Annotated in this window: 22 protein-coding genes; 9 read left to right on the top strand and 13 right to left on the bottom strand. The window is 68.3% G+C overall.

All coding sequences use genetic code 11. The features are described from left to right. Nucleotides 1–11 precede the first annotated feature (11 nt). On the bottom strand, nt 12–485 hold the full coding sequence (locus ABZ824_RS33815) for a ribose-5-phosphate isomerase (protein ID WP_356968246.1): 474 nt from the start codon (nt 483–485) through the stop codon (nt 12–14). A gap of 421 nt (nt 486–906) precedes the next feature. On the opposite strand from ABZ824_RS33815, the gene ABZ824_RS33820 reads away from it, so the two are divergent. After that, a complete protein-coding gene (locus ABZ824_RS33820; protein WP_355075996.1) occupies nt 907–1,770 on the top strand; it encodes a M48 family metallopeptidase in 864 nt (287 codons plus the stop codon). 40 nt (nt 1,771–1,810) lie between these two features. On the opposite strand, the gene ABZ824_RS33825 is transcribed toward ABZ824_RS33820, so the two are convergent. Then, nucleotides 1,811–2,452, bottom strand: coding sequence for a disulfide bond formation protein DsbA (locus ABZ824_RS33825; protein ID WP_355075946.1), 642 nt, complete (start codon nt 2,450–2,452; stop codon nt 1,811–1,813). A 179-nt stretch (nt 2,453–2,631) separates the two neighbouring features. On the opposite strand from ABZ824_RS33825, the gene ABZ824_RS33830 reads away from it, so the two are divergent. The 4 genes from ABZ824_RS33830 (at nt 2,632) to ABZ824_RS33845 (ending at nt 6,523) form a co-directional block, all read left to right on the top strand. After that, a complete protein-coding gene (locus ABZ824_RS33830; RefSeq protein WP_356968247.1) occupies nt 2,632–3,867 on the top strand; it encodes an FAD-dependent oxidoreductase in 1,236 nt (411 codons plus the stop codon). 106 nt (nt 3,868–3,973) lie between these two features. Beyond that, complete coding sequence (locus ABZ824_RS33835; protein ID WP_356968249.1) at nt 3,974–4,375, top strand: YciI family protein; 402 nt, start codon at nt 3,974–3,976, stop codon at nt 4,373–4,375. Then, on the top strand, nt 4,372–5,637 hold the full coding sequence (locus ABZ824_RS33840; RefSeq protein ID WP_356968251.1) for a DUF6596 domain-containing protein: 1,266 nt from the start codon (nt 4,372–4,374) through the stop codon (nt 5,635–5,637). Before ABZ824_RS33835 ends, ABZ824_RS33840 begins: the two co-directional genes overlap by 4 nt. Nucleotides 5,638–6,046: 409 nt before the next feature. Then, nucleotides 6,047–6,523, top strand: coding sequence for an NUDIX domain-containing protein (locus ABZ824_RS33845; RefSeq protein WP_356968253.1), 477 nt, complete (start codon nt 6,047–6,049; stop codon nt 6,521–6,523). Nucleotides 6,524–6,526: 3 nt separating this feature from the next. Here the strand turns inward: ABZ824_RS33845 and ABZ824_RS33850 are convergent, their stop codons facing one another. Continuing rightward, nucleotides 6,527–7,363 carry a phosphoribosylaminoimidazolesuccinocarboxamide synthase gene (locus tag ABZ824_RS33850; RefSeq protein ID WP_355075936.1) on the bottom strand — a complete coding sequence of 279 codons (837 nt, stop codon included), beginning with the start codon at nt 7,361–7,363 and terminating at the stop codon, nt 6,527–6,529. Between the two features lie 216 nt (nt 7,364–7,579). On the opposite strand from ABZ824_RS33850, the gene pepN reads away from it, so the two are divergent. Further along, entirely contained in the window at nt 7,580–10,162 is a 2,583-nt protein-coding gene (gene pepN / locus ABZ824_RS33855; protein WP_356968255.1) for an aminopeptidase N, read from the top strand. 177 nt (nt 10,163–10,339) lie between these two features. Here the strand turns inward: pepN and ABZ824_RS33860 are convergent, their stop codons facing one another. The 4 genes from ABZ824_RS33860 to ABZ824_RS33875 form a co-directional block, all read right to left on the bottom strand. After that, nucleotides 10,340–10,804 (bottom strand): DUF5130 domain-containing protein, encoded by a 465-nt coding sequence (locus ABZ824_RS33860; protein ID WP_355075932.1) that lies wholly within the window; start codon nt 10,802–10,804, stop codon nt 10,340–10,342. After that, the gene (locus tag ABZ824_RS33865; RefSeq protein WP_355075930.1) at nt 10,791–11,069 is read right to left on the bottom strand and encodes a hypothetical protein; all 279 of its coding nucleotides are present in this window, start codon (nt 11,067–11,069) and stop codon (nt 10,791–10,793) included. Before ABZ824_RS33865 ends, ABZ824_RS33860 begins: the two co-directional genes overlap by 14 nt. 104 nt (nt 11,070–11,173) lie before the next feature. Next, nucleotides 11,174–12,748, bottom strand: coding sequence for an alpha-amylase family glycosyl hydrolase (locus ABZ824_RS33870; protein ID WP_356968362.1), 1,575 nt, complete (start codon nt 12,746–12,748; stop codon nt 11,174–11,176). A 247-nt stretch (nt 12,749–12,995) separates the two neighbouring features. Next, nucleotides 12,996–13,400, bottom strand: a complete 405-nt coding sequence (locus tag ABZ824_RS33875) for a globin (protein WP_195043276.1) — start codon at nt 13,398–13,400, stop codon at nt 12,996–12,998. 243 nt (nt 13,401–13,643) lie between these two features. On the opposite strand from ABZ824_RS33875, the gene ABZ824_RS33880 reads away from it, so the two are divergent. Beyond that, nucleotides 13,644–14,348 carry an HNH endonuclease gene (locus tag ABZ824_RS33880; protein ID WP_355075927.1) on the top strand — a complete coding sequence of 235 codons (705 nt, stop codon included), beginning with the start codon at nt 13,644–13,646 and terminating at the stop codon, nt 14,346–14,348. A 4-nt stretch (nt 14,349–14,352) separates the two neighbouring features. Here the strand turns inward: ABZ824_RS33880 and ABZ824_RS33885 are convergent, their stop codons facing one another. Then, nucleotides 14,353–14,919, bottom strand: a complete 567-nt coding sequence (locus ABZ824_RS33885; RefSeq protein WP_356968258.1) for an XRE family transcriptional regulator — start codon at nt 14,917–14,919, stop codon at nt 14,353–14,355. A 190-nt stretch (nt 14,920–15,109) separates the two neighbouring features. Between ABZ824_RS33885 and ABZ824_RS33890 the strand changes: the two genes are divergently transcribed. Beyond that, on the top strand, nt 15,110–15,805 hold the full coding sequence (locus tag ABZ824_RS33890) for an AzlC family ABC transporter permease (protein WP_355075923.1): 696 nt from the start codon (nt 15,110–15,112) through the stop codon (nt 15,803–15,805). Continuing rightward, nucleotides 15,805–16,113 (top strand): AzlD domain-containing protein, encoded by a 309-nt coding sequence (locus ABZ824_RS33895; protein ID WP_356968260.1) that lies wholly within the window; start codon nt 15,805–15,807, stop codon nt 16,111–16,113. Before ABZ824_RS33890 ends, ABZ824_RS33895 begins: the two co-directional genes overlap by 1 nt. A gap of 550 nt (nt 16,114–16,663) precedes the next feature. Here the strand turns inward: ABZ824_RS33895 and ABZ824_RS33900 are convergent. The 5 genes from ABZ824_RS33900 to ettA all read right to left on the bottom strand — a co-directional run bounded on the left by ABZ824_RS33900 (nt 16,664) and on the right by ettA (nt 25,336). After that, nucleotides 16,664–17,329 (bottom strand): hypothetical protein, encoded by a 666-nt coding sequence (locus tag ABZ824_RS33900; protein WP_355075919.1) that lies wholly within the window; start codon nt 17,327–17,329, stop codon nt 16,664–16,666. Between the two features lie 46 nt (nt 17,330–17,375). Beyond that, a complete protein-coding gene (locus ABZ824_RS33905) occupies nt 17,376–17,828 on the bottom strand; it encodes a thioesterase family protein (protein ID WP_356968364.1) in 453 nt (150 codons plus the stop codon). Between the two features lie 8 nt (nt 17,829–17,836). After that, nucleotides 17,837–22,774, bottom strand: coding sequence for an NAD-glutamate dehydrogenase (locus tag ABZ824_RS33910; RefSeq protein WP_356968263.1), 4,938 nt, complete (start codon nt 22,772–22,774; stop codon nt 17,837–17,839). A 193-nt stretch (nt 22,775–22,967) separates the two neighbouring features. Further along, nucleotides 22,968–23,090 carry a hypothetical protein gene (locus ABZ824_RS33915; RefSeq protein WP_355075915.1) on the bottom strand — a complete coding sequence of 41 codons (123 nt, stop codon included), beginning with the start codon at nt 23,088–23,090 and terminating at the stop codon, nt 22,968–22,970. A 569-nt stretch (nt 23,091–23,659) separates the two neighbouring features. Next, on the bottom strand, nt 23,660–25,336 hold the full coding sequence (gene ettA / locus ABZ824_RS33920) for an energy-dependent translational throttle protein EttA (protein WP_039796561.1): 1,677 nt from the start codon (nt 25,334–25,336) through the stop codon (nt 23,660–23,662). Nucleotides 25,337–25,354: the final 18 nt, after the last annotated feature.

Consider the following 25,354-nt stretch of genomic DNA (forward strand, 5'->3'; position numbering starts at 1 on the left):
CCTCCGTGCGCTCAGTACGCGGGAACCGCCGGGGCGATTCCGGTCTTCTCGTACTCGGCCAGGATGTCGATGCGCCGCTGGTGGCGCTCCTCGCCCGACCAGGGGGTGGAGACGAACGCGTCCACGATGGCCAGCGCCTCCTCGGTCGAGTGCATGCGGCCGCCGATGCCGATCAGCTGCGCGTTGTTGTGCTCGCGTGCCAGCTTCGCGGTCTCCACGCTCCAGGCCAGCGCGCACCGGGCGCCGGGCACCTTGTTCGCGGCGATCTGTTCGCCGTTGCCACTGCCGCCGAACACCAGGCCGAGGCTTCCGGGGTCGGCGACGGTCCGGCGGGCCGCCTCGATGCAGAAGGCGGGGTAGTCGTCCAGCGCGTTGTACTCGAGCGCGCCGCAGTCGACGACCTCGTGGCCCGCCTGCTCCAGATGGGCCTTGACGTGATTCTTCAATTCGAAACCGGCATGGTCGGCACCCAGGTAAACGCGCATGGCAGGCATTGTGTCAGGTGGCCGCCGCGCGGCGGCGAGAGGGCTTACCCCGCGATTAACACCGCGGCGGGCCCGCGCGAATCGACTGATGCGCCAGTTGTGTTCGCGGCCACAGTGCCCGATGACACGGCCGACGCGCCGACCCCGTTCCCGGCAACTGAATAGAGTTCATTCCATGCAGCCGTTCGAACCCCAGCCGTCCGACCAGGCGGGCCGACAGGCCGACCCGTACGCCCAGCAGGGCGGGTGGGTCTCGGATCGGAGCACGCCTGCCGCGTCGTACGGCCAGCAGTACACCTCGGGCTCCTATCCGTCCGCGCCCCCGGCTGCGTATCCGGCGCCCTATGGCTCCTACCCCGGCGCCCCGGTGCCCCCCGGAGCTCCGCCGCAGCGGCAGCCCCGCGGTCTGTCGCCGTTCGGCATGCCCGCACGGCACAGCTGGGAGATACCGATGCTCGTCGTCGTGGTGGTGTTCACCGTGTTCGCGTATCTGATCGCGCTGGTGCTGCTCGCCACCGGGAACTTCGACCAGTACGTCCTCGCGTTCGCGGCCGCCCCGCTGCTGCTGTGGTTCGGTCGCGGCATCAACTACGCGGGCCAGCGGGTGAACGGCGTGAAGATGTCGCCGACCCAGTTCCCCGAGGGCTATCAGATGGTGGTGGACGCCGCCGCTCGCTTCGGCATGTCGAAGGTGCCGGACGCCTACGTGGTGCTCGGCAACGGCCAGATCAACGCGTTCGCCAGCGGGCACGGGTTCCGCCGCTACGTAGTGGTCTACAGCGATCTGTTCGAGATCGGCGGCGCCGCACGCGAACCCGACGCGCTGGCGTTCATCATCGGCCACGAGGTCGGTCACATCGCGGCGGGGCACACGTCGTACTGGCGGCAGCTGGGCATGTTCCTGGTGCCGTTCCTGCCGGTCGTCGGCAACAGCTTGATCCGCGCGCAGGAGTACACCGCCGACAACCACGGCTTCTGCAACCGGCACACCGGCGCGTCCGCCGCCATGGGCACCCTGGCCGCGGGCAAGTACATGAACCGGCTGGTCGGCTTCGACGAGATGGCCGACCGGGCGGCCGTCGAGAAGGGCTTCTTCGTCTGGATGGTGAACGCTCTGTCCAGCCACCCCGTGCTCACCTGGCGGATGTGGGCGCTGCGCGATCGCAGCAGGCACGGGAAGCTGTTCCTGCGCCCTGCCCCGCCCGCGGGCGCCGGTGTGCCCGCGGGCGGGTACGCGAGTTCCTACGGCCAGGTGCCCGCGAGCCCGCCGAAGTCCGCGTTCTGACCGGGCCGGGTGCCGCGCGACGGCACCCGGGCGCGGGTGCTCAGTCGAACGACGGATCTTCGGTCCGCGTGCGCTTCAGCTCGAAGAAGTGCGGGTAGGACGCCAGTGCCACCGCGCCGTCCCAGACCTTGCCCGCTTCCTCGCCGCGGGGAATACGGGACAGCACCGGACCGAAGAACGCGGTCCCGTTGATGTGGATGGTCGGGGTGCCGACGTCCGGTCCCACCTTGTCCATGCCCGCGTGGTGGCTCTCACGCAGCGCCTCGTCGTAGTCGGTGCTCTCGGCGGCCGCGGCCAGCTCGGCGGGCAGACCGACCTCCGCCAGCGCGTCGGCGATCACCGCGGCGAGGGTCTCCTTGCGGCTCTCGCGTTCGTACTCGGCCCGCCGGTTGTGGATGCGCGTGCCCATCGCGGTGTACAGCGGCGACAGCACCTTGTCGCCGTGCTCCTGCGCCGCGGCGATCGCGACGCGGACCGGGCCCCATCCCGTGTCGAGCAGTTCCTTGTACTGCGGCGGCACATCTCTGCCCTCGTTCAGCACCGACAGGCTCATCACGTGGAACCGGGCTTCGATGTCGCGCACCTGCTCGACCTCGAGGATCCAGCGGGACGTGATCCAACACCACGGGCACAGCGGGTCGAACCAGAAATCGGCGACGTCCTTGGTGGCTTCGTCGGTCACGGGCGGCTTCCTCTCGATCGCAAGCGGACGGGCGGCCGCACACTGCGCCGCCCTACCGAGCAACCACGTCGGCGCGCGATTCGTTCCCACTCGCGGCATCCGTTTTCCCGAGCGGCGCGCACGGCTGCCAGTAGGGTTGACCGGCAGGTGCTTGGTTCCCTTCGGAGAAGGAGTCCGCGATGAGTTCTGACCAGCATTTCGTCATAGTCGGCGGCGGACTGGGCGCGGCCAAGACAGCAGAAGCTCTGCGCGAGAAGGACTTCGAGGGAAGCGTGACACTGATCGGCGCCGAGGAGCACCTGCCCTACGACCGGCCGCCGCTGTCGAAGGAGCATCTGCTCGGGAAGAAGGCGCTGCCGGAATTCATCGTCGATCCCGCGCAGTGGTATCGCGACCACCACATCGACATCCGCCTCGGCACCACCGTCACCGGGCTGGACCCCGGGGCCAAGACGGTCACCCTGCCCGACGGTTCCACACTGTCCTACGACAAGCTCGCGCTCGCCACCGGCTCCACGCCGCGGACACTGCCCGTTCCCGGCGCCGACGCGCCCAACGTGTACACGCTGCGCACCATCGAGGACTCCGACACGTTGATCGAGCTGTTCGGCAGCGCGACGCGGCGGCTCGTCATCATCGGCGCCGGCTGGATCGGCCTGGAGGTCGCCGCCGCGGCCAGGGCGGCGGGCGTCGAGGTGACCATCGTCGAACGCGCCGACCTGCCGCTGCTCGCGGTGCTCGGACCGGAGATGGGCGAGGTGTTCGCCGATCTGCACCGGGCCAACGGCGTCGACTTCCGGTTCGGCGCGCAGGTCGAGGCGATCACCACCGAGGACGCGATCGCGACCGCGGTCGCCAACGGCGTCCGGCTCGCCGACGGCACCACGATCGAAGCCGACGCGGTGCTGGTCGCCGTCGGCGCGCGCCCGAACGTGGAGCTGGCCGCCGACGCCGGTCTCGCCGTGGACGACGGCGTGCTGGTCGACGAACGCCTGGCCACCAGCGATCCGGACATCGTCGCGGTCGGTGACATCGCCGCCCAGCAGCACCCTGTGCTCGGCAGGCGGGTCCGGGTGGAGCACTGGGCCAACGCGCTCAACCAACCCGCGGTCGCCGCCGCGACCATGCTCGGCAAGCAGGCTTCCTACGACCGGCTGCCCTATTTCTTCACCGACCAGTACGACCTGGGCATGGAGTACACCGGGTACGCCGCGCCGGGCGAACACGCCAGGGTCGTCGTGCGCGGCGACACGGCGGCACGCGAGTTCGTGGCGTTCTGGCTGGACGGGGACAACCGCGTGCTCGCCGGGATGAACGTGAACGTCTGGGACGTGACCGACCGGATCAAGGAACTGATCCTGGCGGGCGAACCGGTCGATCCGGATCGGCTGGCCGACACCTCGGCCGAACTGTGATGCGGATCACTGCAGAGATGTGTCGAACGCACGCGACGTGCTCCGACCTCCTCGCGGGCGCCACCGGAGCGCTCCCAGCGACCGAACGCCGGAGAGGAAATCGACCGTGAAATACATGCTGCTGAAGACCTACGCACCCACCAAGTACTGCGACACACCGATCAACGAATGGTCCCCGGAAGAGATCCAGGCGCACATAGACTTCCAGCGCGCGCTGGGTGCGCAACTGGCCGAGGCGGGCGAGTTGGTGGACGCGCAGGGATTGGCCGGGCCGGAGGAGGCGCGGATCGTCAGTTCGGACGGCCGGTCGGCGCCGGTGGTCACGGACGGGCCTTTCCCGGAGACCAAAGAGTTCTTGGCGGGGTACTGGATCGTCGACGTGGACAGCCCCGAGCGGGCCTACGAGATCGCGGCGCAGGCCTCCGCCGCCCCCGGCCCCGGCGGCAAACCGATCGGCGAGTACATCGAGGTTCGCGCGGTGATGGGCGCCCCCGCCGCCGAGCAATGAGCGACCGGAGTGCGGTGCCCGACGACACACCGCTCCCGGCGAGCACCGAGGACCTGCTGCGCGCACTGGCGCCGCAGGTCCTCGGAACGCTCGTCCGCCGCTTCGGTGATTTCGACACCGCAGAGGACGCGCTGCAGGAAGCGCTGCTCGCGGCCGCGACCCAGTGGCCGATGCAGGGCCTGCCGGACAATCCGCGGGCTTGGCTGATCCAGGTCGCGCAGCGCCGAATGGCCGACGCCGTGCGCGCGGAGGTGGCCCGGCGGCGCAGGGAGACCACGGCTTTCGACCGCGAGGTGCCCGACGCCGTCCCCGTGGACCACGACGACACGCTGACCATGCTGTTCCTGTGCTGCCACCCGGCGCTGACGCCCGCCGCCGCCATCGCGCTGACGCTGCGCGCGGTGGGCGGACTCGGCACCGAACAGATCGCCCGCGCCTTCCTGTTACCGGAAGCGACCATGGCGCAACGGATCACACGAGCGAAGAAGAAGCTGGCCACCGTCGAGCGGCCCTTCGCGCAGCCGGGGGATCAGCGGTGGCGCGAGCGGCTGGGCGCGGTACTGCACGTGTTGTACCTCATCTTCAACGAAGGTCATACCAGCAGCTCAGGGCACACGCTGCAGCGAACGGACCTGTCCGATGAGGCGATCCGGCTCACCAGGGCGGTGCACCGGCTGCTGCCCGGCGACAACGAGGTCACCGGGTTGCTCGCGTTGATGCTGCTCACCGACGCCCGCCGGGCCGCACGCACCGGCGCGCACGGCGAACTCGTCCCGCTGGCCGAACAGGATCGCGCGCTGTGGGATCGGGCGCTGATCACCGAAGGGACGACCTTGGTCACCGGCACGCTCTCCGGCGGCTTGCGCGGGCCCTATCAGATCCAGGCGGCCATCGCGGTCCTGCACGCGCAGGCTCCGCGTGCCGAGGACACCGAGTGGACCAAGATCCTCGCGCTGTACGACCGGCTCGAACGGCTCTCGGACAATCCGATGGTGACGCTGAACCGGGCGGTGGCGACGGCGATGGTGGCGGGGCCCGGAGCCGGTCTCGCGCTGGCCGAGACCCTCGACGAACACCTGTCGGGTACCCACCGTCTCGACGCCGTGCGCGGCCATCTGCACGAGATGGCCGGTGCGATCGACGCGGCCATCGCCTGCTACACCAAGGCCGCCGCCCGCACGACGAGCGTCCCCGAGCGCGACTATCTGACCATCCGTGCGGCACAGCTGCGCCACGAAGCGCGGGCGGACCTCACGGGCTGAGTGGATGTCCGAATGGCTGTGGTGGGAGCTGCTGTGCGGCGCGCCTGCCGCAGCCGGGGTATCGGCCTATACCGTCGCGCAGCACCGAATGCGGTGATCCGAGCTCGTCGCGGTCCAAACCGGCGTTGGACTTCGGACGGCGCCGAATGCCGGCGAGCGACCAGGTGTCGTGACCGGATCGTGCGGGGTTTCGTACCTGCCCGTGCACGTGCGGCACCACATGCGGCGTCCGCGTCCGCACAGTTTCGCGCGACCTCGCTGCGCCTGCTTCAGATGGGCGGCTGCACGGTTCCCGGCTCGGCGAGACCGGAAGCCGACGATGCGTTCGTCGGAAGTGTCTGCTCCGGCGGCGCGCCGGGCACCAGCATGCGGGGCACTCGTCCGATCGCGACCGGGCAGACTACCCGGTGTGGCAGGCAAACACAGTGCGGGAGTCCTTCTCTTCCGCCGGAACCCCGACGGCGCCGTCGAAGTATTGCTCGGACACATGGGCGGCCCGTTCTGGGCGCGAAAAGACTTGGGCGCGTGGTCGATTCCGAAGGGCGAGTACGAGCCGGAGACGGAGGACGCCGAGGTCGCGGCGAGCCGGGAGTTCGCCGAGGAACTCGGGCTGCCGGTCCCGGACGGCACGTGGCTGCCGTTGGGCGAGGTGCGTTACAGCAGCGGCAAGAAGGTGCTCACCGTCTGGGCCGTCGAAGGCGACCTCGATCCCGCCGCCGTGGTACCGGGAACCTTCCAGCTCGAATGGCCGCCGCGCTCCGGCCGCCTCGCGGAGTTCCCCGAGATCGACCGCACGGACTGGTTCGACGCACCCACCGCGCGAGACAAGCTCGTCGCGGGGCAGCGGCCCTGCCTGGACCGGCTGACCGAGCTGCTCGCGGACTGACCGCTATCGCGGCACGCCCGCCCAGGTCCGGCCGGTGATGAGTTCGTAGGCCTCCACGTACTTCTGGCGGGTCGCCGCGACGACATCGGCCGGGATCTCCGGGCCGGGCGCCTCCTTGTTCCAGCCCGTGGAGGTGGACCAGTCGCGGACGAACTGCTTGTCGAACGAGCGCTGCGCGCGGCCCGGCTCCCACTCGTCGGCAGGCCAGAAACGCGACGAATCGGAGGTGAGCACTTCGTCGCCGAGAGTGAGCACATCGCCGTCCCAGCCGAATTCGACCTTGGTGTCGGCGACGATGACACCGCGTTCGGCGGCGTGCGCGGCGCCCCTGGCGTAGATGTGCAAAGTGAGTTCGCGCAGCCGCTCGGCGACCTCGCGTCCCTCCTGGTTCACCACGTCCGCGAAGGTGATCGCCTCGTCGTGCCCCTCGGACGCCTTGGTGGTCGGTGTGAAGATCGGCTCCGGCAGTTTGTCGCCCTCGCGCAGACCGGGCGGCAGCGCGATCCCGCACACCGAGCCCGTCTGCCGGTATTCCACCAGCCCGGACCCGGTCAGGTAACCGCGCGCGATGCATTCCACCTGCACCATCTTCAGCGGCTTCACCCGAATGCCGCGACCGGCGAACTCGGCGGGCACGTCGGTGGCCGAGACCACATGGTTGGGCACATCGGTGAAGTACTCGAACCACCAGTTGGACAACTGCGTGAGCAGGGCGCCCTTGTCCGGGATCGGCGTCGGCAGCACCACGTCGTACACCGAAACCCGGTCGGACGCGACCAGCACCAGCGTGTCACCGTCCTCGTACAGGTCACGCACCTTCCCGGCGTGCACATGCTTCAACGTCGAGCCTCCGAATCCCTGGGGTGAACCTGCGCTGTACCAGGCACAATACCGCCGCCCCCGAGCACCGCCGCCGCGCCGTCCGCCGCACACAGCGCACCGGTGCGTAAGTGCCGCGAACATTAGGGTTGATCGGGAAAGTCCCGCGCGGCCTGCCACCCCGAGGTGGCATTGTGGGTTTTGCCCGTGCCAGTTCTTCGACCACGAAGGAGCCTTATGTCCGCACCCAACCTCACTCGCGACCAGGCGATCGAACGCGCCGCGACGGTGTCGGTCGAGAACTACCGCGTCGAGCTGGATCTGACCGACGGCGCGGGCAAACCGGGCGAGCAGACCTTCTTCTCCCGCAGCACCGTGACCTTCGGCGCGACACCGGGCGCGAGCACATTCGTCGACATCGTGGCGCGCGGCGTGCGCTCGGCGGTGCTCAACGGGACCGCGCTGGACGTCTCCGGTTACGACGAGTCGACCGGGATCACGCTGACCGACCTGGCCGAGCACAACGAGCTGGTGGTCGAGGCCGACTGCGAGTACTCGCACACCGGCGAGGGTCTGCACCGGTTCGTCGACCCCGCCGACGACGCCGTGTACCTGTACTCGCAGTTCGAAACCGCCGACGCCAAGCGGATGTTCGCCTGCTTCGATCAGCCGGATCTGAAAGCCACCTTCGACATCGCCGTCACCGCACCGGAGGACTGGCAGGTCGTCTCCAACGCGGCCGTGGTGCAGACGCTCGTGGCGGAGCCGGGCAAGCACGTCTTCCGCACCACCCCGAAGATGAGCACCTACCTGGTCGCGCTCATCGCGGGCCCGTACGCGCAGTGGACCGACGTCTACACCGACGACCACGGCGATATCCCCCTCGGCATCTACTGCCGCGCCTCGCTCGCCGAGCACATGGACGCCGAGCGGCTGTTCACCGAGACCAAGCAGGGTTTCGGCTTCTACCACCGCAACTTCGGCGTGCCGTACGCGTTCGGCAAGTACGACCAGCTGTTCGTCCCCGAATTCAACGCGGGCGCGATGGAGAACGCGGGCGCGGTGACCTTCCTGGAGGACTACGTCTTCCGGTCCAAGGTCACCCGGGCGTCCTACGAGCGCCGCGCCGAGACCGTGCTGCACGAGATGGCGCACATGTGGTTCGGCGACCTGGTCACCATGAAATGGTGGGACGACCTGTGGTTGAACGAGTCGTTCGCCACGTTCGCGTCGGTGCTGTGCCAGTCCGAGGCCACCGAGTACACCAACGCCTGGACCACCTTCGCGAACGTGGAGAAGTCCTGGGCCTACCGGCAGGACCAGCTGCCCTCCACCCACCCGATCGCCGCGGACATCCCCGATCTCGCCGCGGTCGAGGTCAACTTCGACGGCATCACCTACGCCAAGGGCGCCAGCGTCCTCAAGCAGCTCGTCGCGTATGTCGGGCTGGAGCCGTTCCTGGCGGGCCTGCGCTCGTACTTCGCCGACCACGCCTACGGCAACGCCACCTTCGACGATCTGCTGTCGGCGCTGGAGAAGTCGTCCGGCCGCGACCTGTCCACCTGGGGTGCGCAGTGGCTCAAGACCACCGGATTGAACATCCTGCGCCCCGACTTCGAGGTGGACGCCGAGGGCAGGTTCACCTCGTTCGCGGTCGTGCAGGAGGGGGCACAGCCGGGCGCGGGCGAGCGGCGCGTGCACCGTCTCGCGGTCGGCGTCTACGACGACAAGGACGGAAAACTGGTGCGCACCAAGCGCGTCGAGCTCGACCTCGACGCCGCCGAACGCACCGAGGTACCCGAGCTGGCCGGCGTGCCGCGCGGCCAGTTCGTGCTGGTCAACGACGACGACCTCACCTACTGCTCGATCCGCCTCGACGCCGGTTCGCTCGACGTGCTGGTCAACCGCATCGCCGACATCGCGGAGCCGCTACCGCGCACGCTCGCCTGGTCGGCGGCCTGGGAGATGACGCGCCAGGCCGAGTTCCGTGCCCGTGATTTCGTCGCGCTGGTCGAGCGTGGAGTCGGCGCCGAGAGCGAGATCGGTGTGGTGCAACGGCTGTTGATGCAGGCCAACACCGCGCTGGGCAGCTACGCCGAGCCGGAATGGGCCGCGACCACCGGCTGGCCGGAATACGCGAACAGGCTGCTGGAGCTGGCGCGCGAAGCAGAACCCGGCTCCGACCACCAGCTGGCCTTCGTCAACGCGCTGACCGGCGCGAAGTTGTCGGCCTGGCACACCGAGGTGCTGAGCGAGCTGCGCGACGGCGACCCGGCGAAGGTCGGATTGCCCGGCTTGGTGGTCGATACCGACCTGCGCTGGCGGATCGTGTCGGCGCTCGCGGCGGCGGGCGAGATCGACGCCGAGGGGCTGCACACTCCGGTCATCGATGAGGAGCTGGCCAACGACCCCACGGCCGCGGGCAAGCGGCAGGCGGCCGCCGCAGCGACGGCGCGTCCGATCGCCGAGGTGAAGGAGCAGGCGTGGGCGACGGTGATGGGCGACGATTCGGTACCCAACATCACCGCCCGCTCGATCGTCGGTGGCTTCGCGCCCGCCGGGCAGGGTGAGCTGCTCGCCTCCTACGTGGAGCGGTATTTCGCCGAGGTGCCCGGCGTCTGGGAGCGTCGTTCCAGCGAGGTCGCCCAGACCGTGGTGGTCGGCCTCTACCCGCACTGGGCGATCAGCGAGGACGCGGTGGCCGTCGCCGACAAGTTCCTGGCCGGCGATCATCCCCCGGCGCTGCGCCGGCTGGTCAGCGAGGGCAAGGCGGGGATCGAACGCTCGCTGCGGGCCCGCGCCTTCGACGCACAGCCGTAGACGAAACCGGCGCGTCCACCCTGGTCGGGTGGACGCGCCGGACTTACGGCAGCTATCGCGGTGCGCAACCGCAGCGGCCACACCACGTCTTACGAGCGAAGCGAGACCGCGCATTCACCGTTCGGAGCCACAAGAGGGCCGCGAACCCCAGCGCCGCAGTCGCTGCAGGTGAAACAGCTACCTGCCGATGGCGGCGGCCATCACGCGGACGGCCGAGACCACGCCGTCGATCAACTGGCCCTGCCGGAACGAGCTCAGCGCGGCGGTGACGCCGAGCTGGCAGACGCGATCGTTCGCACGGTCGGCGACCGCCCGGCCCGAGCGCACCTCGATCGCCTTCTCGTTGGGCGAGACGGCGATGAGCACCGAGTGCGCCGCCTCGGGCGTGCCAGGGAAGATCGCGTCCGCGGACGCGGCCGGGTCCTCGCCCAGATCGCCGATGTAGACGTTGAAGCGCACCTTCGTCGCGCGGGTCGCCTCGGTGAGCACGTTGTCCATGGTGAGCCGCTCCACGTCGTTGAACGGCGCCTCCTTGAACACATCGCCCGCCTCGTGCACGCCGGAGACGCGTCCGCTGCTGGTGATCGCGTATCCGTGCGGCAAATCGGCTTCGACCACCGCGGGCCACTTAGAACCTGCCACTTGCCCGTCCTCCGATCAGCTCCACCGCCGTGGACTCGATGGCCGCATGCTGCTCATGCGGCGTTTCCGCGAAATGGTGACCCGAGCCGATCACCTCTTCGGTGGCACTCCACAGCACCGGCGACGCGGTCCACTTCTGGCCGAGGGCGAAGTGGACCGGCTTCTCGCCAGGCAGCGGCTTACCGAGGAACGACAATCCGGCGATGATGCCGTAGATCACCAGCGGTATGCCGGCGAAGATCAGCACTGTCTCGAGAATGCTCACGGATCAAAGGTAGACGATCCTCTGTAGTAGTTCTCCGTCCGGTCGAGCCGGATCGCCCTCCGTGTCGATTGCATCGGCTCCGAGCTGGGACTTTCCGACGCGCCTCAGACCAACCAGGCGGTCGCGTTCGGCGCCAGCTGACCTCCGTCGGTCGGTGCGCTGGCCAGCAGCACGTCTCCCGGCGGTAGCTGAATGGGCGCGTCCGAGGCGTTGAGCACGCAGACCAGTCCCCCCGGCCTGCGGAAGGCGAGACAACCCGCCGGGCTGCCGTACCACTCGATGCGATCCCCGGCGAACTCCGGCCGCAGCGCGCGCAGTTCGAGTGCCAGGCGATACAGCGACAAAGTCGACCCCAACTCCTCGAGTTGCGCTTCGACGGTCAGCGACGCCCAGTCGCCCGGAATCGGCAGCCACGGTGTCCCGGTGGTGAACCCGTACGGCGGCGCGGCGCCCTCCCAGGGCAGCGGCACTCGGCAGCCGTCGCGGCCGCGCTGGGTGTGGCCGGAGCGCTCCCACACCGGATCCTGCAAAACATCGTCCGGCAGGTCGTCGACGTTGGGCAACCCCAGCTCGGCGCCGTTGTAGATGAACACCGCGCCCGGCAGCGCCAGTTCCAGCAGGATCATCGCCCGCGCTCGCGCCACGCCGAGCGCACCGCCGCCGTAGCGGGTGACCTCGCGCTCGATGTCGTGGTTGGACAACGTCCAGGTGGGCACGGCGAAGACCGGTGCGACGGCCGACAGCGAGTTGTCGATCGCGTCACGCACCGCGTCGGCGTCGAACGCCGATTCCGCGAGGCGGAAGTTGAACGCCAGGTGCAGTTCGTCGGCTCGCACGTACTCGCCGAAGCGGGTGTTGTCGTTCACCCACACTTCACCGATGGTCACCGCGTCCGGGTACTCGTCGACCACCTTGCGGATCCGGCGGTGGATGTCGTGCACGGCGGGATTGTTGAACCGCGGGTCGCTGTCGTCGTGCGCGAGCAGGGCCGAGACGGACAGCTCGGGCATGTCGGGCAGACCGTCGGGTTTGGCCATGCCGTGCGCGACGTCGATCCGGAATCCGTCCACCCCGCGGTCGAGCCAGAACCGCAGCGTCTGCTCGAAATCGGCGGCGACCTCGGGGTCGGCCCAATTCAGGTCGGGCTGCTCACGGGCGAAGATGTGCAGGTACCACTGGCCGGGAGTGCCGTCGGGTTCGGTGATCCTGGTCCAAGCGGGGCCGCCGAAGATGCTCGGCCAGTTGTTCGGCGGCTCGGCGCCGCCGGGGCCGCGTCCGTCGCGGAAGATGTACCGATCGCGCTCCGGGCTGCCGGGAGCCGCCGCCAGCGCCGCGCGGAACCACGGATGCTGGTCGCTGGTGTGATTGGGCACCAGGTCCATGGTGACCTTGATCCGGCGGGCATGCGCCTCGGCGATCAGCGCGTCCATCGCGGCGAGACCGCCGAAGAGCTGATCGATGTCGCGGGGATCGGCAACGTCATAGCCACCATCGGCCATCGGCGAACGCATCACGGGACAGATCCACAGCGCGTCGACGCCGAGCAGTTCGAGGTAGCCCAGTTTGTCCCGGACTCCCCCGAGATCGCCGACCCCGTCTCCGCTCGAGTCCGCGAAAGATCTCGGATAAACCTGGTAGAACACGGCCGACCGCCACCACGACTGCGTGGTGCGATCCACCGGCGCCGTTAAGGCTGGTGCATCACTCACATCCGCAATAGTGCCAAAGTTTCGAGGCGAAAGCCTTCTCCCGGCACACAGTTTCGAATGGCGGGCAAATACCCAGCACTGCCACCCGCACAGGCGAAAAAGGCTGCTCCGCTCCGCCTCTCGCACGTAACCGTCACGCTACCTGCGGTTCACCAGCGAATGTTTCGCCACCACAACGCGGTAGAAAACACACCAGCGCCGCGGTGCTGCGCCGTGGTCAGAACGGGGCGTTCACCAACGAGTTGGCAGCCATCTCCAGGTAGTCGAGCAGCGCCTTACGGTGCTCGTCGTCGAGCGTTTCCGGCTCGATCTCGGCGACCGCGATACGCATGCACCGCAGCCACGCGTCCCGCTCGATCGGTCCGATGGTGAACGGCATGTGCCGCATGCGCAAGCGGGGATGGCCGCGCTCGTCGGAGTAAGTGCGCGGACCGCCCCAATACTGCTCCAGGAACATCCGCAAACGACGCTCCGCCGGACCGAGATCCTCCTCCGGATACAGCGGGCGCAGCACCTCATCGGCGGCCACCTCGCGATAGAACGTCGCGACGAGCCGCCGGAACGTCTCCGCCCCACCGACCGCCTCGTAGAACGACGTCGCCGTTTGCTCGCCCGAAGTCATAGACCCTCTCGCTTCACCGGATGCGCCGCTGTCCATTGTGCCCGCGCCCTGGCACCGCCGCCGTACCGCCCTTGCGCCGCCGATCGGCAACCGGAACATCGCGCCGGAATGGCACTTCAGCCACAGTTAACCGGACATTGTTGAAAATCACCGTGCAATGCCCGACATTCCATGGTCAACTGGGGGACAGTCTCTGCTTTGCAGATACCACATGATCCTGCCAATCATGAAATCGAGGTCGAGATGAAGCAGCGGCACGGCGCCCGATCACATGAGGCGCGAGCGCACCGACAACTCCAGCCCGCCGACGTCCACAATTGTGGGTCGGGGGCTACTCCGCTGCACATCTTGTCCGAACGATATCCGGGTGGACATCGTGGCCATCACGACCACGGACCCCGCCCGACCGCCCCGCCCGCCGAGGGCACGAACTGGCTCAAGACCAGGGTGTTGCTGTTGAACGCCACCTACGAGCCGCTCACCGCATTGTCCGCGCGCCGCGCGATCGTCCTCCTCATCTGCGACAAGGCCGACGCCGTTCACCACAACGACGAAGGGCCGGTAGTGCACTCCGCCGATACGTCGGTGGCCATTCCCTCGGTGATCCGCCTGCGCACCTACGTGCACGTTCCGTATCGCGCCAGGGTGCCGATGACCCGCGCCGCGCTCATGCACCGGGATCGCTACCGCTGCGGCTACTGCGGCGGCAAGGCCGAGACCATCGACCACGTCATCCCGCGCAGCCGCGGTGGGGAACATTCCTGGGAGAACTGCGTCGCCAGCTGCGCGCCGTGCAACCATCGCAAAGCCGACAAACTGCTCAGCGAGCTGGGCTGGACGCTGCGTGCCCCGCTGGTCTCCCCGAAGGGCCCGCACTGGCGCCTGCTGTCCACTACCGCCGAACTCGACCCCGTGTGGTTGCAGTATCTCGACGAAGGCGCCGCCTGACCGATCAGGTGTACTCCACCACCAGCGTCGCCCAGGTCGGCGACGCCAGTGCCTCGAACACGTGCGGTCGGTCACCCGGGTACGCGATGTAGTCGCCCGGGTGCAGCTCGACGGGCGCGTCGACGGGGCCGACCAGCGCGCGCCCTTCGGCGAGCAGGACGTGCTCGACCACACCGACGCTATGCGGATCCGATCGCCGCGCATGCCCCGGTTCCGCGGTGATGCGGAACAGGTCGCGGCGGGAATTGGCCGGCCCGGCCGCCAGCAGCGTCGCCCGGTACTCCGACTGCTCGGCCGCCACCACCGGCCCCTCACCGGCGCGAATGACGTGCACGTTCGGGCGCGGCGGGTCGAGCAATCGGGAGAACGGCATGTCCAGGGCGACGCACAATGCCCACAAGGTCTCCAGGCTCGGATTCCCGGTTCCCGATTCCAATTGCGACAGAGTGGATTTCGCGATACCCGCCCGGCCGGCGACCTCGCTCAGCGAGAGTCCGGCCCTGGTGCGCTCGCGGCGCAGCGCGGCGGCGATCACCGCCTGTGGTGTTGTCGTCGCGTCCTGCTGCGTCATACCCACCTCTGCTTGTTTTGCAGCGCCTTCGGCGCCGCGTGTGCCGCGATTATGCCGTGGGGTCGTGGTGTTGTGGTTGCGCTGGAGTGCTGGATGGTTGCGGTGCGGACATGTCGCAGCGCGTGTCCTTCGGAGCTCTCGCCGGGAAACCATATTGACGAAGCGCGGCGTCATGTTCACTATAAACTACATGCGTTCGATATGGCGAACACTCGATCGGAATGCGCTGCTCGGGATCGGGGCGGTGTGCCTCGCCGTCGGTGTGATCGGGATTTCCTACGGCGCGACCGCGGTCGCGGCGGGCTTTCCGGTCTGGCTGCCGGTGCTGCTCGGGTGCGTGGTGCTGGCCGGGAGCTCGGAGTTCCTGTTTCTCGGGATCGTTGCCGCCGGCGGCAACCCGATCGCGGCGGTGCTGGCAGGACTGCTGGTGAACGCGCGGCATGTTCCGTACGGGCTGTCGGTTCCCGACGCGGTCGGCACGGGCTGGCGCCGCTCGCTCGGCGTTCATCTGATGAACGACGAGTCCGTCGCGATGACCATCGCGCAGCCCGACGCGCCACGCAGACGGGCGGCCTACTGGATCACCGGCGCTGGGGTGCTGCTCGCCTGGCCCGGCGGCGCCGCCGTCGGAGCGCTGATCGGATCGGTGGTCACCGACACCTCGGCGCTCGGACTCGATGCGGTGTTCCCCGCGGTCCTGCTAGCGCTGGTGTTGCCCGCGCTGCGTGACCGGACCACCCTCGCCGCGGTGGGTGTCGGCACCGCGATCGCCCTGGTCAGCGCTCCGTTCCTGCCCACGGGGCTGCCGGTGCTGCTCGCCCTGTCCGGGGTGCTGGTCGCGGCGCGGCAAAAGCCTCTACCAGCGACCGCGCGGGGAGCGGCGTGATGCTGGCCGCCGGAGTCGTCGCTCTCGCCGCGGGCACCTACGCGTTCCGCTGGGCCGGACCCGCACTCCGCGACCGAGTGCGCCTTCCCGAACGGGTGGTGTGGCTGCTGGAGATCGGCGCCGTCGTATTGCTCACCGCGCTCGTGGCCGTCACCACCTTGCCGCTGGGCACCGCAGACCTCGGATTCGCCGTGCCCGCAGGCGTTTTCGCGGGTGGACTGGTCGCATGGTTCCGACGCCCCATTCTGCTGGTCATTCTCGCCGCAGCCGCGACGACGGCAGTCCTCCGCTACATCGGCGTCCCTTGAGCGGCACCGTGCCCGCAGCAGGAGGCGGCGCCGTCCCCTCCTGCCGACGGCGCCGCCTGTCCCATCGATCGCATCGGAGCGCTCCTGTGCTACTCGGGTTTACAGTCCGCGGCCCGCATTGGCACCGATCCAGCGGCAGCGAAAGAACTGGCGATGTGCGTATTTTCGATGCCGACCCCCGCTAGGCCGTGATCGTCACCCGGCGACTCACGCGACGGAGCGATACAGCGCGCGTTTGGACGGCCTCGCACCGCCGCGGCCGGAGCGACATGCGCTCGGCACCAATTCCTTCAAACCGACCGAAAGGCAGTTTCCACTGCGGGAACCGGTCCGACGCGGCTGTAGGGCCTTGCCCTCCGTCGAGAGGTCGGCCGCCCACCGCGGATCGCGGGCGAGCAGGAATGAACGCGCCAGCACTTCGTGGGAGGCAGCGGAGCGGCCGAGCCCCGCGACCTCATCCCGAATGGTGATCGGTAGCGACGATCCCCGGCTGACCGCCCTCCGGCGCGGATGGTGCGCCGCACCCGGCGACGACCATCGAACGACGCGATCAACGCGGTAGCAGAGGAATTCCACCGCCGAGCCGACGCGCGACCGAGCCGTAGCGAGCGTCGAGTCGCAGCCAGGTTCTGGTCGCGCGGACACGGACGATCTCGGCGGCTGGGATACGGCGAGGGTCGGCCTTCTCCCCCGAGTGCGGGATGAAATCCATCGCCGTGAGCGCGAAGACGACACGCATCGGCACCTGCACCCGGGTGCCCGCGCCGGACACGGTCAGCACCGCCTGATCCAGCAACGAGGCGGGCGGGCCGTGGCCGCTGCCGTGTTCCTTCGCCAGCTGCGCACCCTGCTCGGCGAGCTCGACCAGGGTGCGTGCGGGCACGTCGTCGACGTGTGCGAAACCGTCGACGGGTGGCAGCGCGCCGCGCCATGCGGAGTCCATCGAATATCCGAGGTCGATCGGACTGCCACCGGCCGAACCGGCCAGCACGAGGTCGGCGCCGACCGTCACGTCGTCGACGCCGAGTTCGGCGACCACGGTGCGCATCGCCAGCGCTTCGAAACCCGTCGCCACCCAGGCCGAGACGTATTTCTCCCCGCGGCGGCGCAGGCGCACCACCGCCCCGGGGTCCAGCCGCACGGCCCTGGTCAGAAACGTCGCGAGATTCTCCCGCTCCGCCGGATCGGGCACATGCAGCACTCGTTGTTCCGCCATCACGGCCGCTCCGCCGTCAGCACTCCGCCGCCACCGACGCGGTCGCTCAGTCCATCCATTCGGACAGGTAATCACGCTCGGCGTCGGTGAGCCTGCGCAACCGCTGCGCCCGCATGTCGAACGCCGCGATCTGCGTGGACGCCACCACGGCTGCGGGCGAGTCGGGCAGCGCGCCCGCAGCCCGCACCTCGTAGCCGATGGTGAAGTCGACCGCGCGCAGCTGCTCGATCCACATGGCGATGTCCAGCGGCGTGTCCTCGTGCCGCAATTGACCGCGATAGCGGACACGCAGATCGGCGAGGACGCACCCCTCGCGCAGCGGTGCGGTCGGGCGGCCGTCCTCGAACAGCCACGGAATGCGCGCCTCTTCCAGCAGCGTCACCATCCGGGCATGGTTGACGTGCTGGAACACGTCCATGTCCGACCACCTGACATCCACCTTGGCGTGGAACCGCTTGGGCAGCACCAGGCTGCCCGCGACCTTCCCGCTGCCGCTCACCGAACTCGTCAACGTGGTACCTCCGATTGAGCGCCCACCCCGCTCACCATGCTCCGCACTTGCCGCGCTGCAACCGACAACGTGGCGAGATCGTGGGTTCCGGACTCGAACAATTCCGACAGCGCCGCCCTGGCTCTGCCGAGGCGGGACTGATTCTTCGACTCCCAGTATGCAATCTTCTCGTCCGCCGTCTCCTCGGGGTCGCCGCCGGAGAGCACGTCGAGCGTGAGCGAGCGCAGCGACCCGTACATGTCGTCGCGCAGCGCGAGCCGCGCCAGCGCGTGCCAGCGGTCGCCACGTTCGAGGTGGCTGACCGCCTGCAGCAGCCAGTCGATCTTGAGGTGGTCGTTGAGCGCGTAGTACAGCGACCCGACCTCGTCTCCGTCCCGGTCGGTGATGTCGGCGATATCCACGATGTCCAGCAGCGGGAAGAGGTGGAGCAGACCGAACACCTCGGTGGCGAGGTCGGTCGGCGCACCGCGAGCGATCAACTCGGCGGACCGGTCGGTGAGCGAGAACACGTGGTGCCCGCGCAGCCATCCCGGCACTTTGGGGGCGAGTTCCCGCACGTCGGCCCGGTACCGGCTGATCTCGGAACCCACCGCGATCGGCTGCGGGCGATTGCTCAGCAGCCACCGGGATGCCCGGTCGAGGGTCCGCTTCGTCTCCAGTTCGAGCAGGTCGCGGACCGGGGTCGGCGCGTCACAGGCGCGGATTCGCGCCCATCGTTCGTCCAGGTCGAAGATTCCGCTCGCCGCGGCGAAGGCGCGCACCGCGTCGGTGGTGGTGGCGCCGACCTCTTCGTTCAACCGGTGCGCGTAGGTGATGCCGCCGTAGTCCACCATCTCGTTGACGATCATGGTGGTGACGATCTCCCGGCGCAGCCGGTGGCGTTTGATCGCCGCTCCGAACCGGTCGCGCAGCGGCGTGGGGAAGTACTCCGGCAGCCGCGCGGCGAAGTATTGACTGTCGGGCAGGTCGGAGTCGAGCAGATCGGCCTTGAGCGAGAGCTTCACGTGCGCCATGAGATTGGCCAGCTCGGGCGAGGCCAGTCCGGCGTTCTCCTCCAGCCTGTGCTTCATCTCCTGGTCCGAGGGCAGCGCCTCGAGTTCGCGGTCCAGGCCGCGACGCTGTTCGAGTTCCTCGATGAGCCGCGTCTGCACGCTGAGCATCTGCGGCGCCTCGGTGCGCGAGATGCCCATGAGGAAGTTCTGCGCCACATTGTCCTGCAGGACCATCTGGGCGACCTCGTCGGTCATGGAGGCCAGTAGCGGATTGCGCTCGTCCGGCGGCAGCTGACCGCCGGAGACCACGGCGTCGAGCAGGATCTTGATGTTGACCTCGTGGTCGGAGCAGTCCACGCCCGCCGAGTTGTCCAGCGCGTCGGTGTTGATCTTGCCGCCGTTGCGGTTGAACTCGATGCGGCCGAGGGCCGTGGCGCCGAGGTTGCCGCCCTCGCCGATCACCTTGACCCGCAATTGATCCCCGTTGACCCGGACCGCGTCGTTGGACTTGTCGCCCACCTCGGCGTTGGTCTCGGTGCTCGCCTTGATGTAGGTGCCGATACCGCCGTTCCACAACAAATCCACCGGAGCGAGCAGGATCGCGCGAACCAGATCCGGCGGCGACAGCGATACGACGTCGTCGCCCAGGCCGAGAGCCGCCCTGGCCTGCGGGCTGATCGGCACGGCCTTCACGGTGCGATCCCACACACCGCCGCCGGGGCTGATCAGCGACGTGTCGTAATCCGCCCACGACGACCTCGGCAACGCGAACAACCGCTGCCGCTCCCGGTACGAACGCGCCGCGTCGGGAATCGGATCGAGGAAGATGTGGCGGTGGTCGAACGCGGCCACCAGACGAATGTGCTCGGACAACAACATGCCGTTGCCGAACACATCACCACTCATGTCACCCACACCGACCACCGTGAAGTCCTGGGTCTGAGTGTCGATCTCCATCTCACGGAAATGCCGCTTGACGCTTTCCCACGCACCCTTGGCGGTGATGCCCATCGCCTTGTGGTCATAACCCGCCGAACCACCGGAAGCGAACGCATCACCCAACCAAAAGCCATAACTTTGAGCCACGTCGTTGGCGATATCGGAGAACGTCGCAGTGCCCTTATCGGCCGCAACGACCAGATAGGTATCGTCACCGTCACGCCGCACCACCCGAGCGGGCGGAAGCACCTCCCCGCTCGCGCGATCCACGTTGTCGGTGACATCCAGCAGGCCCGAGATGAACGTGCGATAGCAAGCCACACCCTCGGCGCCCAGCGCCTGCCGGTCCGCGACCGGATCACCGGTGGCCGCGGGTGGTTGCTTCACCACGAAACCGCCCTTGGCGCCGACCGGCACGATGACCGCGTTCTTCACCGCCTGCGCCTTCACCAGGCCCAAGATTTCGGTGCGGAAATCCTCCAAACGGTCCGACCACCGCAAACCACCACGGGCCACCGGCCCGAAGCGCAGGTGCACGCCTTCCACCCGCGGCGAGTACACGAAGATCTCGAACTGCGGCTTCGGCCTGGGCAGTTCGGCGATCTCCCGTGGCTCGACCTTCACCGACACGAAGTCGCGCGGTTTGCCTTCCGCGTCGGTCACGTAGAAGTTCGTCCGCAGCGTCGCTTTGACCAGGCCGAGGATCGCGCGCAGGATGCGGTCCGCGTCCAGGCTGACCACCTCGTCGATCCGCCCGCGCACCTGGGTCTCCAGTTCCGCGGCGTGCTCGGCGGAGACGGTGTCGGGATCGAAGCGCGCCGCGAACAGGTCGACGAACAGGCGCGCGATATCCGGATAGGTGAGCAGCACACGGCAGATGTTGGCCTGACTGTACGGAAAACCGGCCTGCTGCAAGTACTTCGCGTAGGTGCGCAGGATCGACACGGCCCGCCACGGCAACCGGGCACGCAGCACGAGCTCGTTCATCCCGTCCGCCTCCGCGCGGCCGTACCACATGGCCGCGAAGGCTTCCACGAACCGTTCCCGCAGCCCGCGCACCTCCGCCTCCAGCACGTCGGCGCGCTTGGAGGACTCGAGCAGTTCGGCGTCCAGATCGCGATCGAGCGAACTGCGCAGCAGCTCCGGGCGGGCCAGCAGGCCGAAGTCGTAGATCCACCGCTCACCGCCGGTGCCGTCCGCCGCCGCCTCCAGCGCGATCTGGTACGGCCGCTCGTCGACCACCTCCACACCGAGGCTCTGCAACAGCGGAAGCACCTGGCTCAAGGAGATGCCGCTACCACCGACGTAGAGCGTGAAACGCCACGAGCCCGGCGCCGAATCCGGCTTCCGGTACAGATATTGATCGATGACGCCGTCTCGCAAATGTTCCAGGCGCACGATGTCCCTCAGCGCGCGGGCCGCGGCGAAATCCTGTTTGTAACCCTCGGGGAAGGCCTCCGCGTATCGCTGCACCACCGCGGGATCGAGCACCGTCGACGTGCTCACCTCGTCGTTCAGCCGGTCCTCCCAGGTGCGGCTGGCCTCGGCGAGCATGTTCTGCAAGCGCAGCCTGGTGGGCTCGGAGGTATCGGCGCCGGGCGGCGTACGGCGCGGGACACCGAGTTCGGCCTCCGGCATGCGCACGGTGAAATACACTCGCGCCAACTCGCTTTCGCCCACCCGCGCGGAGTAGTCGATGGACACGCCACCCAGTTCGCGGACCAGGATCTCCTGCATCTCGAGCCGAGCGCTGGTGGTGTACCGGTCCCGCGGCAGGTAGACCAGGCAGGCGACATAGCGACCATAGGTGTCCGCGCGCAGGAACAGGCGCACCTGGCGCCGCAGGCTGACGCTCAGCACGGCGGTGGCGGTGCGGCGCAGCGTCTCGCTGTCGGCGGAGAACAGCTCGGTGCGGGGGAAGGACTGGATGACCTCGAGCATGGACTGACCGGAGAACGAGTCCAGGTCGAATCCGCTCTCCTCGATGGCCGAACGGACCCGGCGTTCGATCACCGGGATGTCCAGAACGTTCTCGTGCACGGCGGTGACGGTGAAGACGCCAATGAACAGGTGTTCACCGACGATGGTTCCGTCGGCGTCGAAATCGGCGACACCGACGAAATAGGGATACACCGCACGATGCACGGTGGCGGGGACCAGCCCCTGGGTCAGCGTGAGCAGCGGACGGTCACCGCCGTTGACCGGCACGTGGAAGTCGGTGCCCACGTCGGGCCGCAGCACGCCGAGGCAGGTGTCGGGCACGACGGTGGACATCTCGCGGCCCTGGTCGGTGCTCAGTCGGTAGCGCGCGTAGCCGAGCAGGGTGAAGTTCCCCCCGGCCAGCCAGCGCAGCAAGTGAGCGGTGTCGGTCAGTTCGGTCGGCTGGAACGGCGCGGACCCGGATTGCGCGGCCGATTCGAGATCGTCGGCCAGTCTGCTCTGCACGTCTTCGATGGCCTCGGTGTCGCCGATCACCTGACGCACGTCGTCCACCACGTCCGGCACCGCGGATTCGACCTTGGCCAGCAGCGCCGCACTGGTCGACGGGTGCAATTGCACGTGCATCCAGGACTCCCGCAGTCCCGCCCCGCCGGTGCCGTCCACCTCGTGCGCGGCGGCGTGCGTCAGCCGCCCCTCCTCGTCCCGCTCGACCTCGAAGATCGGGTGGATGATCTCGCTGACGCTGACGCCGATCCGGCTCAGCGACGAGCTGATCGACTCGACCAGCAGCGCCATGTCATCGGTGACGATCTGCACCGCCGCACCGATTCCGGAGCCGTCGTCCGGGTGGTACACCCGCACCAGTGCGCGACCGGGGCGGCGCGTCACCGCCAACTCCAAGTGCCTTCGGAAGATCTGGGTGATGCCGGTGATCGCACAGTCCACATCGCCCGCGTCGACGTGGCGGAAGTACGCCTCCTCGAGCGTCGCGAGTTCGCCGCGCAGTGACTGCGGCAAACCCGCGGCCCACGCCGCGCTGGACAATTCGGACGAGACGGTCATTTTTCGCCAACTCCCTCGGATATCGGTTCCGTAACAAAGTGACGCCGGTCCGAGAGTAACTGTGCGCCGATGACGCGTGGGTGAATTCCCTTTTCACATCCGGTGGTTCACCACGACGGCGGAGTTCGCCGCTCGTGTGCCGAGATCACACGCGACAACCTCGGGCACAGCACAGAAGTCGGACCCGCGAACGTCAGGTGAGCGCGACAGGTCGTATCCGTGGCGGCAGCGGCGCCGCACCGGTACCTCGGGTCAGCTCGACCACCGCGTCGGCGGTCGAAGCCACCGATTGCTCGAACTGCGCCTGCGCATTCACGACTCCCACCCTAGCGAGCTACGCGCGGGTAGGTGTCACTCCTGTTCCGCGTTCCCCGGAAAGACTTTTCGCGCCACCCCACCGCGGCCGTCGCCCTCGCTCTCGACCCGAACTCCGGCTCAACCGGCCCCGCATGGCACACCAGCAAACGCCAGGCAGCGCGCACTCGCTCATAGCAGGCAGCGGGCACCCTGGCAGGGAGAAACCTCGCCGACACCAGATCCAGCGGCGGTGAAGGTGCCCCGGACGTATATCGAACAGTCGGAGCCCTTCCCCGCTCACCGACCAGGCCCAACAAGGTTTACGCTGCGCGGGGCGAACTGCATCCGAGTGACCCACCCCGGGAACATATGCGTCCGACGTCCCTGTCTTGCCCCCTATGGCCCCAGCAACCACCGCCGACCGGGGCCCTCCACAGGCGAGGTCCTGCGCCGCCCGAAGTCGAACCGTGGGGTCCGCCGAAATCCGGGCTTTCGCGGCGTTGTCGACCTCGCCCGGCCACAGCATCCAGGCAGTGCGACACGTAGGGCGGGTGCGGCCGCACCGTGCACCCGCCTACGCCGACGAACTCAGCCGCGGGTGAGTTTGCGGTGCGTAACCCGGTGCGGGCGGGCCGCTTCCGGGCCGAGCCGCTCGACCTTGTTGGCTTCGTACGCTTCGAAGTTGCCCTCGAACCAGAACCACTTGGCCTCGTTGTCGGAGTCGCCCTCCCACGCGAGGATGTGGGTGCAGGTGCGGTCCAGGAACCAGCGGTCGTGCGAGATGACCACGGCGCAGCCGGGGAACTTCTCCAGCGCGTTCTCCAGCGAGCCGAGGGTCTCGACGTCGAGGTCGTTGGTCGGCTCGTCCAGCAGGATCAGGTTGCCGCCCTGTTTGAGCGTCATCGCCAGGTTCAGCCGGTTGCGTTCACCGCCGGACAGAACGCCCGCGGGCTTCTGCTGGTCGGGGCCCTTGAAGCCGAACGCGCTCACGTAGGCGCGCGACGGCATCTCCTGCTGGCCGACCTCGATGTAGTCGAGGCCGTCGGAGACCACCTGCCAAACCGTCTTCTTGGGGTCGATGCCCGCGCGATTCTGGTCGACGTAGCTCAGCTTGACCGTCTCGCCGACCTTCACCTCGCCGCTGTCCGGCGACTCGAGCCCGACGATGGTCTTGAAGAGCGTGGTCTTACCGACGCCGTTGGGCCCGATCACGCCGACGATGCCGTTACGCGGCAGGGTGAACGACAGGTCCTTGATCAGCTGACGGTCGCCGAAGCCCTTGTCCAAGTGCTCGACCTCGACCACCACGTTGCCCAAGCGCGGGCCCGCGGGAATCTGGATTTCCTCGAAGTCGAGCTTCCGCATCTTCTCGGCCTCGGCCGCCATCTCCTCGTACCGGCCGAGGCGAGCCTTGTTCTTGGCCTGCCTGGCCTTGGCGCCGGAACGGACCCAGGCGAGCTCTTCCTTGAGCCGCTTCTGCAGCTTCTGGTCCTTCTTGCCCTGGACCTCGAGCCGCTCGGCCTTCTTCTCGAGGTAGGTGGAGTAGTTGCCCTCGTACGGGTAGGCGCGGCCGCGGTCCAGCTCCAGAATCCACTGGGCGACGTTGTCCAGGAAGTACCGGTCGTGGGTGACCGCGAGCACGGCGCCCTGGTACTGCGCCAGGTGCTGTTCGAGCCAGTTCACGCTCTCGGCGTCCAGGTGGTTGGTCGGCTCGTCGAGCAGCAGCAGGTCGGGCTTGCTCAGCAGCAACTTGCACAGCGCCACGCGGCGGCGCTCACCACCGGAGAGGTTGGTGACCGGCTCGTCCGGCGGCGGGCAGCGCAGCGCGTCCATTGCCTGCTCGAGCTGGGAGTCCAGGTCCCACGCGTCGGCGTGATCCAGGTCCTCCTGCAGCTTGCCCATCTCCTCCATGAGCTCGTCGGAGTAGTCGGTGGCCATCAGCTCGGCGATCTCGTTGAAGCGATCCAGCTTCACCTTGATCTCGCCCATGCCCTCCTCGACGTTGCCGCGGACGGTCTTCTCCTCGTTGAGCGGCGGCTCCTGCTGGAGGATCCCGACGGTGGCGCCGGCGGCGAGGAACGCGTCACCGTTGTTCGGCTGGTCCAGTCCGGCCATGATCTTCAGCACGCTGGATTTACCCGCGCCGTTCGGGCCGACGACGCCGATCTTGGCGCCGGGAAGGAAGTTCAAGGTGACATCGTCGAGCACGACTTTGTCGCCGTGCGCCTTGCGAACCTTCTTCATTTGGTAGATGAACTCAGCCATAAGTGTGAAGCCTATCGG

Origin of the sequence: Nocardia sp. NPDC047038 (assembly GCF_040644075.1) — a bacterium.
In the GTDB taxonomy this organism is placed as follows: Bacteria; Actinomycetota; Actinomycetes; order Mycobacteriales; family Mycobacteriaceae; genus Nocardia; species Nocardia sichangensis.

What these genes read in the sequence shown, in the direction of transcription:
- ABZ824_RS33885 (WP_356968258.1), bottom strand. Translation starts at nt 14,919, where the DNA reads ATGACGCAGCAGGACGCGACGACAACACCACAGGCGGTGATCGCCGCC.
- ABZ824_RS33840 (WP_356968251.1), top strand. Translation starts at nt 4,372, where the DNA reads ATGAGCGACCGGAGTGCGGTGCCCGACGACACACCGCTCCCGGCGAGC.
- ABZ824_RS33895 (WP_356968260.1), top strand. Translation starts at nt 15,805, where the DNA reads ATGCTGGCCGCCGGAGTCGTCGCTCTCGCCGCGGGCACCTACGCGTTC.
- ABZ824_RS33890 (WP_355075923.1), top strand. Translation starts at nt 15,110, where the DNA reads ATGCGTTCGATATGGCGAACACTCGATCGGAATGCGCTGCTCGGGATC.
- pepN (WP_356968255.1), top strand. Translation starts at nt 7,580, where the DNA reads ATGTCCGCACCCAACCTCACTCGCGACCAGGCGATCGAACGCGCCGCG.
- ABZ824_RS33820 (WP_355075996.1), top strand. Translation starts at nt 907, where the DNA reads ATGCCCGCACGGCACAGCTGGGAGATACCGATGCTCGTCGTCGTGGTG.
- ABZ824_RS33875 (WP_195043276.1), bottom strand. Translation starts at nt 13,400, where the DNA reads ATGACTTCGGGCGAGCAAACGGCGACGTCGTTCTACGAGGCGGTCGGT.
- ABZ824_RS33900 (WP_355075919.1), bottom strand. Translation starts at nt 17,329, where the DNA reads ATGGCGGAACAACGAGTGCTGCATGTGCCCGATCCGGCGGAGCGGGAG.
- ABZ824_RS33830 (WP_356968247.1), top strand. Translation starts at nt 2,632, where the DNA reads ATGAGTTCTGACCAGCATTTCGTCATAGTCGGCGGCGGACTGGGCGCG.
- ABZ824_RS33815 (WP_356968246.1), bottom strand. Translation starts at nt 485, where the DNA reads ATGCGCGTTTACCTGGGTGCCGACCATGCCGGTTTCGAATTGAAGAAT.
- ABZ824_RS33880 (WP_355075927.1), top strand. Translation starts at nt 13,644, where the DNA reads ATGAAGCAGCGGCACGGCGCCCGATCACATGAGGCGCGAGCGCACCGA.
- ABZ824_RS33910 (WP_356968263.1), bottom strand. Translation starts at nt 22,774, where the DNA reads ATGACCGTCTCGTCCGAATTGTCCAGCGCGGCGTGGGCCGCGGGTTTG.
- ettA (WP_039796561.1), bottom strand. Translation starts at nt 25,336, where the DNA reads ATGGCTGAGTTCATCTACCAAATGAAGAAGGTTCGCAAGGCGCACGGC.